This is a genomic window from Micromonospora sp. WMMD1076 (genome assembly GCF_029581475.1).
GTDB classification, from domain to species: domain Bacteria; phylum Actinomycetota; class Actinomycetes; order Mycobacteriales; family Micromonosporaceae; genus Micromonospora; species Micromonospora aurantiaca.
The window spans coordinates 3,184,314-3,199,222 of record NZ_CP120862.1 but is presented as its reverse complement, the minus strand read 5'-3'; the positions used below and the strand labels follow the sequence as shown (position 1 = coordinate 3,199,222).

Below are 14,909 nucleotides of genomic sequence, written 5' to 3'. Positions count from 1 at the left end.
GACCTGGTTCGTCCGGGGAAAGAAGTCGTTCACCACCGTCTGGCTCGACGGCCACCACCACGACGAGTTCCTCCACCTGTGGCACGCCGTGCCGACTGGCGCGGCCACCGAACTGGTCGCGGCGAACGCGCGCACCTCCTTCCACCCGCCCTATGTCGGGGGTCGCGGCTGGGTCGGCGTCCGCCTGCCGTGCCAGCCCGTCAGGTGGTCGCCATCGCTCAAACGGCTGCCGTCGTCGCCGGCCTCACCCAGCCCTGGAGCTAAGGCCCAGTCGAAAGCCAGGTCAACCGCATCAAGACGATCACACGACAGATGTACGGCCGCGCGAACCTCGACCTCCTTCGCCAACGAGTCCTCGCCACACCATGGACGCCGCCATGATCAATCACGAAATGTGCGCCAGAGCCAGTTTTCAGGCGGAGCCGACAGCGCGGCACGAGTTCGCGGACCGGAGCTTCGCTGTAGGCGCAGGCACTGCCGATGCCCGTCCAGTTCGCGACCTCATTGCCTCTCGGAAATCGGAGAGTCGCTGTGGCACGGCCGGGCCAATAACGGACGTACATCTTCGACACCAGGAAGGAAGCCCGGGCGGAGTACGCCCGGATCAAGCACGAGACCGACCGCGGCACTGAGGTTCCCCCGGTTCGCCGGAGGGTTGGTTACCTGGCACCGCTGGGCTCAGGCTGAACGATAGTTGGCTCGTGGTGCTGTGCCTGGTGGGTGTGCCAGGCGGTTTCGTATTCGTCTGGGGATCGCCAGCCGAGGTCTTTCTGGATGCGGTGGGTGTTGTACCAGCCGTCGATGTAGCTGAAGATCGCGTTTTCGGCTTCGTCGCGGGTCCGCCAGGAGTTGCGGTAAACCAGCTCGATCTTCAACGTCGACCAGAAGTTCTCCATCAGCGCGTTGTCGAACGAGTCGCCGACCGATCCCATCGAGGGCAGGATGCCGTTGTCGGCCAGGCGTTGCGCGAAGCGGAACGACGTGTAGTTCGACCCGCGGTCTGAGTGGTGGATCAACTGGCCGTCGCGGATGTCGCGGGACCAGATGCCGTATTCGAGGGCGCCGAGGATCAGGTCGGTGTCGCAGCGGTCGGAGCACCGCCAGCCCACGATGCGGTTGGAGAACACGTCCCGCACCGCGGCGAGCCAGAACACGCTCTGCCCGCAGGGGATCCGGGTGGCGTCGGCGACCCACAGCCGGTTCGGCGCCGCCGCCGTGAACTGCCGTTTGACCAGATCCGGAGCCGGTGTCGCCTTCGGGTTCGACCGGGTCGACGGGATGCGCCATTTCTTGCGCAGGAACGCGCCCTGCAGACCGTGTTCGCGCATCAACCGCTCGACCCGCTTGCGGCCCACCCAGCGGCCTTGCCGGCACAGCATGGCGTGCACCCGTGGGCTGCCGTAGGTGCCGCCCGAGACATCGTGGATCTCCGCGATCTCCACCGCCAGCTCGGCGTCCTTGCGTCGGCGAGCGGAGGGGTTGGCGGCCTGGGTGAGCCAGCCGTAGTAGGTGGAGGCGGCCACGCCGATGACCCGGAAAACGGGCTCAACCCCGAAGCGATCGCGTAGCTCGTCGACGAGCGTCACGACCGTCGCCGGGTCGGGTCGAGTTCCGAGGCGAAAAAAGCCGAGGCAGCCCTGAGGATCTCGTTGGCCCGCTTCAACTCGGCGTTCTCCCGCCGCAGCCGACGCAACTCCTCCAACTCCCCGCTGGTCGACCGGTCGTCACGCTGACCTCGGTCGGCTTCGTCTTGGCGGATCCAGTTGCGCAACGCCTCGTGATGCACGCCAAGCTGGCGGGCCAATTGCGGATCACGGGCTTCGGGTCCGACTCCCGATACAAACGCACCGCACGTTCACGCAGCTCATCGGGGTACTTCTTCGGTGCTGCCACGGATGACTCCCTTCAGCTCCATCAGAGCATGATCGAAAGCCTCCGACCTACCGGGGGAACCTCAGTTGACCGTCGTCCCGCATCCCTACGGGCACCAACGGGCACGGCGGGACCGGGCCGGCTGTGCTCGCACCGTCAGTTTGGGAGAGCATGGTCAACCGGTCGTGATGCCCGAAACGCCTGCGGCCGGTGGCAGAGCCAAATGCCGCTGGCGCCCGGTCATGACCGCTGCGCGCCACGGTTACTGGCCCACGGATGGCCAATGCCGGACACGACCAGCCATCTACGCGCCCTTGACTCCCATCCCTCTCGTCCGCCTGAGAGACGGCTACCCACCGAGCACCTTCTGCCGCGCCGACAGCTCCTGCCGAAGCCGTCTCACCTTTTCAGGAGGGGTGTCCGGGAAACTGGGTACTCCTTCAGCGATTTCCTCCATCGCCTCCTCGCCGATTACCTGGCTGACGGCATCCCACAGGACCGCTCGCGCCCGAGACGCTTGAGGGCCGATCAGCCACTCGGTGATGAACCGGTCGAGGGTCTCGTCGTCTGCCGTCCCGCTCGCCTCCCGTGAACCGATCCGGTCAATCGAGCGGGTGAGGCACTCAAGAAAGCGAGCTACCTCGATCGCCCGGTCAAGCGGGACGGTCACCGTTGATTCGCCGCTGTTCACGTTGTCCAAGGCCGCCCCTCTGGATCAACATGCTGTCGTAGACCGTCCAGGTCCTCGGGCGGATAGCCGCCAGTCTGCCCCGGTCCCCCGGATAGGTGCCAGGCATGCCGACGCGCAGCGCCCTTGGCGCCGGGCGGGTGGCGCAGAGGATCGGGCACCCAGGGCAACGGGTCAGGCCCTGGTCCTCACCGCCGTTGAACCGCGGGCGGCGACCAACGAGAGGCCGCGGGCAAGCAGCTCCGCTGCGCGGCAGCCGATCGCCCCAACCTCAACGGGGAGCAAGCCCGACGGCGATCGTCCCGCCTCAGCCCTTGTGCCCTTGGTGGTTCCGTCAGCGTGGCCGGCCGGCCCGGCCGATGCCGGCGCTTGCGCCGCCAGCAGGCCGAGGCCGAGCCGGCGCGGCCCGCTTGCAGGCCGCCTTGATCCAGAGAACGAGCAATTCGGCAAATGACCCAGGTAGGCACCTGAAACTTGACCAGCGGTCAAGGAGCGCTACCGGGCGGCGCACTTGACCGGTGTGGTCCCCAGAACGCCGGAAAGGGCCGACCCGATATCCGGATCAGCCCTCTGACCTGCGTCGGGACGGCCGGATTCGAACCGACGACCCCTTGACCCCCAAGCAACCAGCACCGCCACGTGAGCTGCTGTTCCCTGGCCCTTGACCTGCGGGCGCGGTCCGCCACCGTCGGTACTTGTCCACTGGGGTCCGCACCGATCGTCACTCGGTTAGTCACCCCAGCCGGGCCGAGCTGGTGTGGCAGACCAACGTCACGGTTTCGGTCGATCACTGCACGTCACCCTGACAAGTGTTCGGCGTCGATCGCCATCTAGCATCACCTCATGGTTCCAACTAGCACGAACTCAGCCCGCGGGCTGCCGCCTCGCCGTCTCCCACTGGGAGCCAACATCGCAAGCACATTGTTGATTCTTCAGGCGTCGTTGCTGATATTCGCGGCGATTTCCGCCGCATATGCCAAAGGGGGCATCGACGCTGCCGTAAACGATGCAGCGGGTCGCTCCAGCGTCCCGGTAGACAGCAGCTCGGTCGCACTCAAGGCGTCCTACTTCCATTTCGAAGCTCGGCTTACCCTGTGGTATGCACTTTTCTTCGCGCCCATATTGGTTGGCGTTGCGTGGTGGGTCAGGACGGGTCAGCAGAGTGCGCGAGTAGTCACCCTCGCAACGAGCCTGCTTAGCGTGCTTTGCTGTTGCGGGTCCGGGGGGTGGCTATGGCTATCTGACGAACCAACGGGGATTGATGAAGCACTTCCGGCCGCATTCGGTCGAATACATCCAGCATGGGTCGAACTGGGCCAGCTCGGGCTGGCAGCGTCCTTTGTGCCCGCATTTATCGCGGCCGCACTGGTCTACAGCGAGCGTACCGTTGCCCGCACCTCCCGAGGATCGAACCAGTGACCTCTTCGGTGTGAAGGAACTACAAGCGGTCGACAGGCGGCACCGTTAGTGCGACTGATCCGCCCGAACGGTCCATCGGTGCAGCAGACCCCAGGGCCGGCCCGAGCGCTACCGCCCGCTTGCTTTTACCCTTCGGCGCCTTCTCCACCACCCCGTTGCTGGTGGTGGTGCGTTGCCAGTGCAGCAGCACGCCACGGTCAAGGTCGACACGCGGCCACTTGAGACCGGCCAGTTCCCCTCGCCGGGCACCGACCACGATTGCCAGCACCCACGCGGCACGCAGCCGGTGGTCGGCGTGGTGCTTCAGGAACTTCGCCGACTGCGCTGGCGTCCAGACGCCCTTACGCCCCATCGTCTCCCGCTCGGCCTGCCGGGGCTGCCGTACACCGTCGACGTTGACTCCGAGGTCGCCCAACGCCTTTCATCAGGATCCGGTGGACGATGCGGACGGTGGTCGGCGACAGCGGCCCACCGTTCTTGCCGCCACTCTTCAGTAGCTTCTTGTAGAGGTCGTGGATGACCCGCTTGTCGAGTGCATAGAGCTGCCGGCCGCCGATGTGCGGCACCATGTAGCAACGAATGACGTCCCGGTAGTTGCTGAGCGTCGTCTCCTGAACGTCCAACTCGCGCTCGTTGACCCAGCTCTCCAACTCCGCGGCGACGCTGCCGTCGGCGCCGAGATCCGCTCCGCCGTACGCGGCGCGCGCTTCGTCCTCCGCCTTCAACGCGGCGGCCTGGTTGGGGAACCCTTGCCGCTTGTGCTGGCGACGGCGCCCGTTGGTGTCGGGCGGAAGGTCGATGATGAAGAACCAGCGGGCTTGGCCGTTGGCGAGGCGGTAGCTGTAGACAGCCATGCGGCTGCACCTCCGCAGTAACGGGATCGAGGGATGCAGCCCACGTTAAGCGATCTCCGTTACCGCCAGCGTTACCGCAAGATCACAGACGATCTTCTATATCCGCTGGTGAATACCAGTCGGGACGGCCGGATTCGAACCGACGACCCCTTGACCCCCAGTCAAGTGCGCTACCAAGCTGCGCCACGTCCCGATGCCTCCGCCAGGTCTCCCCCGCGGCAGCCGATACAGCTTAGCGCAGGATCTTCGCACCGTGCGCAGAGGCCCCTCCCGCGCCGCACGCCACACCCTCTAAAGCGTCCTAGGAGGGTGGGGGCGGCGGCGACGAGAGACAAGGCTGCAACCGGAGGGTCAGCCGTGGGCTTTGCCCCGGCCGCCGGTGCCGAGCTTCTTGCGCGGGCGTACCGAGATCTCGATCGGGCTGCCCTCGTAGCCGAACTCCTCGCGGAGCTTGCGCTCCACGAAGCGCTGGTAGCCGGCGTCCAGCGGGCCGGTGGTGAACAGCACGAAGCGCGGCGGGGCCGCCCCGGCCTGGGTGGCGAACAGGATGCGCGGTGCGCGTCCGCCGCGTACCGGGTGCGGGGTGGCCTGGACCAGCGCGGTGAGCCACTGGTTGAGCTGCGCGGTCGGGATGCGCGTCTCCCAGCTCGCGAGCACCTTGCGCAGGGCGGGCGCGAGCTTGTCGACCGCGCGGCCGGTCTTGGCGGACAGGTTCAGCCGGATCGCCCAGGGAATGCGCCGCAGCTCCCGGTCGATCTCCTTGTCCAGGTAGTAGCGGCGGTCGCCGTCGACCAGGTCCCACTTGTTGAAGGCGATGACCAGCGCCCGGCCGGACTCGACGACCATGGTGAGGATCCGCTGGTCCTGCTCGCTGATCACCTCGCTGGAGTCGATCAGCACCACGGCGACCTCGGCCGCCTCGATCGCCGAGGCGGTGCGCAGGCTGGCGTAGTACTCGGTGCCGCTGGCCTTGCCGACCCGCTTGCGCAGACCGGCGGTGTCGACCAGCTGCCACGTCTCGCCGCCGATCTCGACCAGGCTGTCGACCGGGTCGACTGTGGTGCCCGCGACCGAGTCGACCACCGCCCGCTCCTCGCCGGAGAAGCGGTTGAGCAGGCTGGACTTGCCGACGTTGGGACGGCCGACCAGTGCTACCCGGCGCGGGCCGCGCGGCCGGTTCTCCACGATCTTCGGTGCCTCTGGTAGCGCGTCCAGGATGGCGTCGAGCAGGTCGCCGGAGCCGCGGCCGTGCAGCGCCGAGACCGGGAACGGCTCACCGAGACCGAGCGACCACAGCGCGGTCGCCTCCATCTCGATGGTGGTGTTGTCGGCCTTGTTGGCGACCAGGATGACCGGCTTGGCGCTGCGGCGCAGCATCTTCACCGCGGCCTCGTCCACGTCGGTCGAGCCGACCATGGCGTCCACCACGAACAGCACCACGTCGGCGGTGACCACCGCGATCTCGGCCTGGGCGGCGATGGCCGCGGTCCGGTCCTTCGCGTCGGGTTCCCAGCCGCCGGTGTCCACCACGGTGAACGCCCGGCCGTTCCACTGCGCGTCGTAGGGCACCCGGTCCCGGGTCACGCCGGGGATGTCCTCCACGACCGCCTGCCGGCGGCCGATGATGCGGTTGACCAGCGTGGACTTGCCGACGTTGGGACGGCCGACCACTGCCACCACCGGCTGCGGGCCGGACGGCTCACCGGAGTCGGCCTCCGGCTCGCGCAGCTCCACCCAGCCACCGAAATCGTCGTCACTCATGCCGAGCCGCCCTTCGTTCGCGACTGCGGGGCTCGCACAACCCGCTCACTCCTCGCACTCACGCGATGCCGCCCTTCGTTCGCGACTGCGGGGCTCGCACAACCCACTCACTCCTCGCACTCACGCGATGCCGCCCTTCAATCGCGACTGCGGGGCTCGCACAACCCACTCACTCCTCGCACTCACGCGATGCCGCCCTTCAATCGCGACTGCGGGGCTCGCACAACCCGCTCACTCCTCGCACTCACGCGGCACCCCGCTCCGTGAGCATGTCCCGCAGACGCGCCACGACCTCGTCGATGCCCAGCTCGGTGGTGTCCAGCACCACCGCGTCGGGGGCCTGCTGCAGCGGGTTGACCTTGCGGGTCGAGTCGAGCCGGTCCCGGCGGGCCAGGTCGGCGGCGGTCGCCGCGACGTCGGCGGCGTCCTCGGCGCTGCGCCGCTTCGCGCGCGCCGCCTCGGAGGCGGTCAGGTACACCTTCAGGTCCGCGTCCGGCGCGACCACCGAACCGATGTCCCGGCCTTCGACCACGATCCGGCCCGCGTCGGCGATCACCCGCAGCTGCCGGTCGACGAGCAGTTCGCGTACGGCGGCGACGGCGGCGACCGCGGACACCGCCTTGGTCACCTCGGCGCCGCGGATGGCGGTGGACACGTCGGTGCCGTCGACCGTCACGGCGTACCCGTGGGGGTCGGTGCCGATGCGGAGGTCGGCCTCGGCGGCGACCTTGGCCACCGACTCGGCGTCGGTGAGTTCCACGCCGGAGCGCAGGACCGCCCAGGTCAGCGCCCGGTACATGGCGCCGGTGTCGAGGTAGCGGGCGCCGAGGCCCGTCGCCAGTCGCCGCGACACGGTGGACTTCCCCGAACCGGACGGCCCGTCCACAGCGACCACGCATCGCCCGGCCGGTACGTTTTCCTCCACCGTTGTCCTCCTCAGCCCGTACCTCGCAGGTCGCCCGGTGGGTCGGGCGCCGTTGAGCGGATGGTTCTGTCGTCAATTCTGCCCGCGCCGCGCGGGCGTCCCGCCGGGCCGGCGTGTGCCGGCCCGCGGACCGCGTCGAAGCCTACCGGGAGCCGTACCCGGATCGGCGGGTCAGTCACCCACCGCCTTGAACAGGGCGGCGACCTCCGCGTTGGTCAGCCGCCGCAGCCGCCCGGTACGCAGGTCGCCGAGCTTGATCGGACCGATCGAGGTACGGATCAGACGGGACACCGGGTGTCCCGCCTCGGCCATCAGGCGCCGGACGATGTGCTTGCGCCCCTCGTGCAGGGTCAGCTCCACCTGGGCGGTTTTGCCCAGTGTGTCGACCACCTTGAAACCGTGCACCTTCACCGGACCGTCCTCCAGTTCGATGCCGGCGGTCAGCCGCTTGCCCAGGCTGCGCGGGATCGGCCCGGCCACCTCGGCGAGGTAGGTCTTGAGTACCTGGTACGACGGGTGCATGAGCTTGTGGGCGAGGGTGCCGTCGTTGGTGAGCAGGAGCAGGCCCTCGCTGTCGGCGTCCAGTCGCCCGACGTGGTAGACCCGCTGCTCCAGCCGCGCGCCGATGAAGTCGGCGAGTTCGGTGCGGCCCTTCTCGTCAGCCATGGTGGTGACCACCCCGCGGGGTTTGTTCATCGCCACGTAGACCAGGCGGACGTCGGCCTGGAGCCGCTCCCCGTCGACGACGATCACGTCGCGGGCCGGGTCGGCCTTGTCGCCGAGCTGTGCCACCCGACCGTTGACGGTGACCCGGCGGCGGAAGATCAGGTCTTCACAGGCGCGCCGGGAACCCACCCCCGCGGCGGCGAGCACCTTCTGGAGGCGCTCGGCGCCCTCGTACACGGGGGCGTCGGGCTTCGGGGCACGGTCATCGCGTCGCATCGGCAAGCTCTTCTACGTCGTCGGGAAGGAACGGGGCGAGCGGCGGCAGGTCGTCCACCGAGTTCAGCCCCAGCTTCTCCAGGAACATCGTGGTGGTCCGGTAGAGGTAGGCGCCGCTGTCCGCTTCGGTGCCGCACTCCTCGACCAGGCCGCGACCCACCAGGGTACGGAGCACCCCGTCGCAGTTGACACCCCGGATGGCCGAGATGCGGGAACGGGTCACCGGCTGCCGGTAGGCGACCACGGCCAGGGTCTCCAGCGCGGCCTGGGTCAGCCGCACCGACTGCCCGTCCAGTACGAACCGCTCCACGTACGTCGCGTATTCCGGCCGGGTGTAGAGACGCCAGCCACCCGCCGCCCGGCGCAGGTCGAACCCGTGCCCTACTGCTGTGTATCCGGCCGCGATCTCGTCGAGCATCGCGCCGACCCGTTCCGGCGCCTGTTCGAGCACCTCGGCCAGGACCAGCTCGCTGACCGGCTGGTCCACCACGAGCAGGATCGCCTCCAGGGCGCCGCGCAGCTCCGCGTCGTCCAGGACGGGCGCGGGCACCGGTTCCGGCACGGCCCGCCGCCGTCCCCGCTTGTGCGGTACGCCCTCAGCACCCCCTCCCCCGTCCGCCCGCTGCGCCGCGTCCCGCGCCGTCGTGCCGACGTCGTCCCCCACCCCGCTCTCTCCCGAGATCTTGGTACGGTCCCGCCCCTCGGCGGGCGCCCCCGTACCAAGATCCGGCATGGCCGGGAGAGCTGCGGCGATCCTGGAAGGAGTCGGCTCCGCTGAGGGTTCCTCGTTTCCACGATTGGGCGGTTCCGGTGTCGCGTCGAGATCTGCTTCTCGGGAACCGGCGGTGTCCGCGATCTCGATTTCCGGCTGCTCCGCGGGCGGGTCGGAGTCGTCCGGGGCGGGCTTGGACGGTGCGGGGCGCTCCCACGGGGGCACCCAGGCGGCGGCCTGGTCCGCCAGGGAGTCGCGGCGTTCCTGGTCGCTCATCCGTTCACTCCTGCGTCGGTGCGGGTTCGCCCGCCGTCTCGGCGGGCACGGCGGCGTCGGATGCGGCGTCGTCGGCGGGCGCGGCGGGGACGGACGTGGTCGTGGGCTCGGGGGTGCCGGCGTACTCGTCGACTGTCAGCTCGGCATCGCCGTCGGCCGGGCCGGTCCAGCGGACGGTCAGTTCCTCCAGCGCCTGCTCCTGCACGAACGCGACGAGCCCCTGCCGGTACAGCTCCAGCAGCGCCAGGAACCGCGCCACCACCTCGAGCGTCATCTCGCAGTCGGCGCAGAGCAGCGAGAACGTGGCGACCCCGGCCCGGCGCAGCCGGTCGGCGATGATGCCGGCGTGTTCCCGGACGCTGACCCGGACCATGTGCACGTGCGCGATGGAGACCTCGGGCACCGGTTTCGGGCTCATCGCCTTGACCGCGAGCGTGCGCAGCCGCTCCGGACCGATGCCGAGCACCAGGTCGGGCAGCGCCTCGGCGTACCGCGGTTCGAGTGTGACCGCCCGCGGGTAGCGCCGGCCGCCGACCCCCTCCAGTTCGGCGATGTGCGCGGCGGCCTCCTTGTACGCCTTGTACTGCAACAGCCGGGCGAACAGCAGGTCCCGCGCCTCCAGCAGTGCCAGGTCCTCCTCGTCCTCGACCTCGGCCGAGGGCAGCAGCCGGGCCGCCTTCAGGTCGAGCAGTGTCGCGGCGACGAGCAGGAACTCGCTCGTCTCGTCCAGGTCCCACTGGTCGCCCATGGCGCGCAGGTACGCGATGAACTCGTCGGTCACCCGGTGCAGCGCGACCTCGGTGACGTCCAGCTTGTGCTTGCTGATCAGCTGGAGCAGCAGGTCGAACGGGCCGGTGAAGTTGTCCAGCCGGACCGTGAAGCCACTGACCTCCGAGCCGGCGGACACCCCGCCGTCGACCTCGGTGGCAGCGGCGGGGGTGCCGGTGCCGTGCGGCGGGTCGAGGGGCGGTGCGGTCACCGGGAAACCGTAGACGACGCGGCGGGCGGCCGGCGTGCGCCCTACCGGTCCGTCTGGGCGGCGATGACCTCCCGGGCGAGCTGCCGGTAGTTGCGCGCGCCGGAGGAGGCCGGGTCGAGGGTGGTGATCGGGGCACCGGCCACCGTGGACTCGGGGAACTTCACCGTCTTGGTGATGACGGTCTGGTAGACCTTGTCGCCGAACGCCTCGACCACCCGCTGCAGCACCTGGCGGCAGTGGGTGGTGCGGCTGTCGTACATGGTGGCGAGGATGCCTTCGAGTTCCAGGTCGAAGTTGAGCCGCTCGCGTACCTTGTCGATGGTGTCCAGCAGCAGCGCCACACCGCGCAGGCTGAAGAACTCGCACTCCAGCGGAATGAGCACGCCGTGCGCGACGGTGAGCGCGTTGATCGCCAGCAGGCCCAGCGAGGGCTGGCAGTCGATCAGGATGAAGTCGTACTCCTTGCGGATGGTGCGCAGCACCCGCGCCAGGGCCATCTCCCGGGCGACCTCGTTGACCAGTTGGATCTCGGCGGCGGAGAGGTCGATGTTGGCGGGCAGCAGGTGCAGGCCGGCCACGTCGGTCTTGATCAGGACGTCCTCGGCGGTGACGTCGTCCTGCATCAGCAGGTTGTAGACCGACAGGTCCAGGTTGTGCGGGTTGACGCCCAGCCCGACGGAGAGGGCGCCCTGCGGGTCGAAGTCGACGAGCAGCACCTTGCGGCCGTACTCGGCCAGGGCCGCGCCCAGGTTGATTGTGGTAGTGGTCTTGCCGACGCCGCCCTTCTGGTTGGCCATCGCGATGATCCGCGCCGGGCCGTGCCGGTCGGTCGGCATGGGTTCGGGGATCGGCTTGCGCATGGTGTACGCGGCCGGGTCGGCGGGGCCGAGATCGGCACCGAGCGTCGCCTGCTGCTCACGGAGCTCCGACGTCCAGGTCTCGGCACGGTCACCGTTTCCTGCCATGTCCTCGTTGCCCCCTCCCGACGACCACCCGGCGTCGGAGCCGTCCGACGTCCCTCGCGGCGCCGCTGCGCACCCCCGGTCCGTCGCACCTGGAGGCCCGCGCCGATGCCGACTGTACGCCACCGGCCAGCAGCGCGTTCGGTAGCGGGTCGGCGTGTCGGCCGCCCGTCAACCGGGCTCACCACGCCGGCGCTCAGCGGGCGCGCGGATGCGCTGTCGCGTACACCTCGCGCAGCCGCTCCACAGTCACCAGCGTGTAGACCTGGGTGGTGGTCACCGACGCGTGGCCGAGCAGTTCCTGCACCACTCGCACGTCCGCGCCGCCGTCGAGCAGGTGGGTGGCGTACGAGTGGCGCAGCGTGTGCGGGGAGACCGCGTCGGGCCCGTCGACCGGCAGGCCGGCGCGTGCGGCGGCGGTGCGCAGCACGGTCCACGCGCCCTGCCGGGTGAGCGGGCCGCCGCGGGCGTTGACGAACACCGCGTGGGTGCCGCGCCCGGCGGCGAGCAGCGCCGGCCGGCCCCGGACCAGCCAGGCGCGCAGCGCGTCGGCCGCGTACCCGCCGACCGGGACCAGCCGGGTGCGGCCGCCCTTGCCGCGCAGCAGCACGGCGCCGGCGTCCAGGTCGAGGTCGTCGACGGCGGCGCCGACCGCCTCGGAGATACGCGCGCCGGTGCCGTACAGGAATTCCAGCAACGCCCGGTCGCGCAGCGCGCGGGCGGCGGCGTCGCCGGTGGCGCCGGGCAGGTCGGCGGCCTCCAGCAGCCGCAGGACCGCGTCGACGGGCAGCGCGCGGGGCAGCCGGCGCGGCGGCGCGGGCGGGCGGACGTCGCGGCTGGGGTCGGCGCCGGCGAGTCCCTCGCGCAGCGCGAAGCGGTGCAGGCCGCGGACCGCGCTGGCCGCGCGGGCGGCGGAGGAGACGGCGAGCGGCGGGTGGTCGTCGTCGCCCGCGCGCAGCCGGGCCAGGTGGGCCTCGACCTGCGCGGGCCCGGCGGCGGCCAGGTCGTCCACCCCGGCCGCGGCCAATGTGGCGAGGTAGCGGTCCAGGTCCCGGCGGTACGAGGCGAGCGTGTTCGCGGACAGCCCGCGTTCGACCGTGAGGTGGTCCAGGTAGGTCCGGACCGCACGGCGCAGGGCCGGAGCGGGTTCCGCGCCGGCCCTGCGCACAGCGGCGTCGGTCAGTTCAGCACCTCGTCCAGCGGCAGCACGTCCATGCCGTGCGCCTCGGCGACCGGGCCGTAGACGACCTTGCCGGCGTGGGTGTTCAGGCCCAGGGCCAGCGCCGGGTCGTTGCGCAGCGCCTGCTGCCAGCCCTGGTTGGCCAGTTCGAGGGCGTACGGCAGGGTGACGTTCGTCAGCGCGTAGGTGCTGGTGTTCGGCACCGCGCCGGGCATGTTCGCCACACAGTAGAAGATCGACTCGTGGACCTTGTAGACCGGGTCGGCGTGCGTGGTCGGGCGCGAGTCCTCGAAGCAGCCGCCCTGGTCGATGGCGATGTCGACGAGCACGCTGCCCGGCTTCATCCGGGAGACCAGCTCGTTGGAGATGAGCTTCGGGGCCTTCGCGCCGGGCACCAGCACCGCGCCGATGACCAGGTCCGCGTCGAGCACGGCCCGCTCGATCTCGTACGCGTTGGAGGCGACGGTCTGCAGGTGGCCCCGGTAGATGGCGTCGGCCTGGCGCAGCCGGGCCACGTTCTTGTCGAGCAGCAGCACCTCGGACTGCAGGCCGAGCGCGATGGCGGCGGCGTTCAGGCCGGACACGCCCGCGCCGATGACCACGGTCTTGGCCGCGTACACGCCGGAGACGCCGCCGGGCAGCACGCCCCGCCCGCCGCCGGTACGCATCATGTAGAAGGCGCCCACCTGCGGGGCGAGGCGGCCGGCCACCTCGGACATGGGGGCGAGCAGCGGCAGCGAGCGGTCGGGCAGCTCGACCGTCTCGTACGCGATGCCGGTGACCTTGCGGTCGACCAGCGCGTCGGTGCAGTCGCGGGACGCGGCCAGGTGCAGGTAGGTGAACAGCACCTGCCCCTCGCGCATCCGGTGGTACTCCTCGGCGATCGGCTCCTTGACCTTGAGCACCAGGTCGGCGGTGTCCCAGACCTCGTCGGCGGTGGCCAGGATCTTCGCGCCGGCGGCGGCGAACTCGTCGTCGGTGATGCTGGAGCCGACGCCGGCGCCGGCCTCGACGAAGACCTCGTGGCCGTGGCGGGTGAACTCGTTGACTCCGGCGGGCGTGATCGCCACCCGGTACTCGTGGTTCTTGACCTCGCGGGGGATTCCGACCTTCACGATGCAGACACCTTCCTCCGGGGCGGCTCACCCCCGACTGCGCGGCCGCGCCGGCTCCGTTGCCGGCGCGGTCCTCCTGTCCCGCCGGCGGCAGTCTAGGCCCGTGGGAAGCCCACTGACGGCGACACTGTGACATCCGGTGCCCGCCGGTCCTGACGGTGTGTCAGGCATGCCTCGGACTGCCCGGTGGAGACGCCATCCGCCGAGAGGACAAACTTCGATGACATCTTCCCATCGGCTGAGCGGCGAGGCCGACAGGACGTGAACCGATCACTATTGTGTCCGCTCATGACCACTCCTTATCAGCAGTACCCGCAGGGCGTCTCGGACAAGAGCAAGGTCGTCGCGGGTGTGCTTCAGATCCTGCTCGGCGGCTTCGGCATCGGCCGGTTCTACATGGGCGACACCAAGACCGGTGTCATCCAGCTCATCGTCACGCTCGTGACGTGCGGTCTCGGCGCGATCTGGGGCCTCGTCGACGGCATCCTGATCCTCGTCAACGGCGGTGTCGACGGGCAGGGACGCCCGCTGCGCGACTGACCACAGGCGCAGGAAGGGGCCGCCCGGCGCAGTGCGCCGGGCGGCCCCTCGTCGTTGCGGATCAGCGCGGCAGCGGCGCCTGCGGGCGGCGCAGCCCGGTGAAGCCGGTGTCGCGGGCGCGGGCGGCGGCGAGCAGACCGGCCACGCAGGACGCGTTGGTGATCTCGCCGGCCAGCACCATCCGCACCGCCTCGTCCAGGTCCACGCGGACCACCCGGAGGTCGGCCTCCTCGTCGTGCCGGTCGTGCCGCTGATCGGCCGGCACGTCGGCGAGGTCGCGGGCCAGGAAGACCCGGACCACCTCGTCGGCGAAGCCGGGCGAGCTGTGCAGGTCGACGAGCACGTCGACGCGGCCCGCTGTCAGGTCCGCCTCCTCGGCCAGCTCCCGAAGCGCGGCGGCGGCCAGGTCCTCGCCGTCGACGTCCATCAGCCCGGCGGGCAGCTCCCACAGGTACCGGCCGACCGGGTGCCGGTACTGGCGGATCAGCACCACCTGACCGGCGTCGTCCAGCGCCACCACGGCGACCGCGCCGACGTGCCGCACGTAGTCGCGGGTCGCGCTGCCGCCGCCGGGCATGGTGACGTCGTCGCTGACCACGGAGAAGATCCGGCCGGACCAGATCTCCCGGCGGCCGGTCACCTCGTAACGGTGCTCGACGCCGCTCACGCCGCCTCCCCGCGCGT

The 14,909-nt window shown here is 70.2% G+C and carries 14 protein-coding genes and 1 tRNA gene; 1 reads left to right on the top strand and 14 read right to left on the bottom strand.

The genetic code is table 11. The features are described 5' to 3' along the window. Window positions 1–659: 659 nt before the first annotated feature. The 13 genes from O7622_RS15395 to ald form a co-directional block, all read right to left on the bottom strand. Complete coding sequence (locus O7622_RS15395) at window positions 660–1,586, bottom strand: IS3 family transposase (protein ID WP_282313976.1); 927 nt, start codon at window positions 1,584–1,586, stop codon at window positions 660–662. Continuing rightward, window positions 1,583–1,804, bottom strand: a complete 222-nt coding sequence (locus tag O7622_RS15390) for a transposase (protein WP_282313975.1) — start codon at window positions 1,802–1,804, stop codon at window positions 1,583–1,585. The genes O7622_RS15395 and O7622_RS15390 overlap by 4 nt, the downstream gene beginning before the upstream one ends. Window positions 1,805–2,221: 417 nt before the next feature. Next, entirely contained in the window at window positions 2,222–2,563 is a 342-nt protein-coding gene (locus O7622_RS15385; protein WP_282314151.1) for a hypothetical protein, read from the bottom strand. A gap of 1,757 nt (window positions 2,564–4,320) precedes the next feature. After that, window positions 4,321–4,833: a hypothetical protein gene (locus tag O7622_RS15380; protein ID WP_282313974.1), complete on the bottom strand. Its 513-nt coding sequence runs from the start codon at window positions 4,831–4,833 to the stop codon at window positions 4,321–4,323. Window positions 4,834–4,952: 119 nt separating this feature from the next. Beyond that, window positions 4,953–5,026, bottom strand: a tRNA-Pro gene (locus tag O7622_RS15375). Between the two features lie 158 nt (window positions 5,027–5,184). Beyond that, window positions 5,185–6,594: a ribosome biogenesis GTPase Der gene (gene der, locus O7622_RS15370; protein WP_282313973.1), complete on the bottom strand. Its 1,410-nt coding sequence runs from the start codon at window positions 6,592–6,594 to the stop codon at window positions 5,185–5,187. 244 nt (window positions 6,595–6,838) lie between these two features. Next, a complete protein-coding gene (cmk, locus tag O7622_RS15365; protein WP_282313972.1) occupies window positions 6,839–7,519 on the bottom strand; it encodes a (d)CMP kinase in 681 nt (226 codons plus the stop codon). Window positions 7,520–7,690: 171 nt separating this feature from the next. Next, a complete protein-coding gene (locus O7622_RS15360) occupies window positions 7,691–8,461 on the bottom strand; it encodes a pseudouridine synthase (protein ID WP_282313971.1) in 771 nt (256 codons plus the stop codon). Continuing rightward, entirely contained in the window at window positions 8,448–9,449 is a 1,002-nt protein-coding gene (gene scpB / locus O7622_RS15355) for an SMC-Scp complex subunit ScpB (protein WP_282313970.1), read from the bottom strand. The genes O7622_RS15360 and scpB overlap by 14 nt, the downstream gene beginning before the upstream one ends. A gap of 4 nt (window positions 9,450–9,453) precedes the next feature. Continuing rightward, window positions 9,454–10,428 carry a ScpA family protein gene (locus O7622_RS15350; protein WP_282313969.1) on the bottom strand — a complete coding sequence of 325 codons (975 nt, stop codon included), beginning with the start codon at window positions 10,426–10,428 and terminating at the stop codon, window positions 9,454–9,456. 41 nt (window positions 10,429–10,469) lie between these two features. Continuing rightward, on the bottom strand, window positions 10,470–11,393 hold the full coding sequence (locus O7622_RS15345) for an AAA family ATPase (protein ID WP_282281611.1): 924 nt from the start codon (window positions 11,391–11,393) through the stop codon (window positions 10,470–10,472). A gap of 193 nt (window positions 11,394–11,586) precedes the next feature. After that, window positions 11,587–12,558: a site-specific tyrosine recombinase XerD gene (locus O7622_RS15340; protein ID WP_282313968.1), complete on the bottom strand. Its 972-nt coding sequence runs from the start codon at window positions 12,556–12,558 to the stop codon at window positions 11,587–11,589. Window positions 12,559–12,569: 11 nt separating this feature from the next. Then, entirely contained in the window at window positions 12,570–13,685 is a 1,116-nt protein-coding gene (ald, locus tag O7622_RS15335) for an alanine dehydrogenase (protein WP_282313967.1), read from the bottom strand. Window positions 13,686–13,910: 225 nt separating this feature from the next. Between ald and O7622_RS15330 the strand changes: the two genes are divergently transcribed. Further along, window positions 13,911–14,225: a TM2 domain-containing protein gene (locus tag O7622_RS15330; protein ID WP_282314150.1), complete on the top strand. Its 315-nt coding sequence runs from the start codon at window positions 13,911–13,913 to the stop codon at window positions 14,223–14,225. Window positions 14,226–14,286: 61 nt separating this feature from the next. Here the strand turns inward: O7622_RS15330 and O7622_RS15325 are convergent, their stop codons facing one another. Continuing rightward, entirely contained in the window at window positions 14,287–14,892 is a 606-nt protein-coding gene (locus O7622_RS15325; protein ID WP_282313966.1) for an NUDIX hydrolase, read from the bottom strand. Window positions 14,893–14,909: the final 17 nt, after the last annotated feature.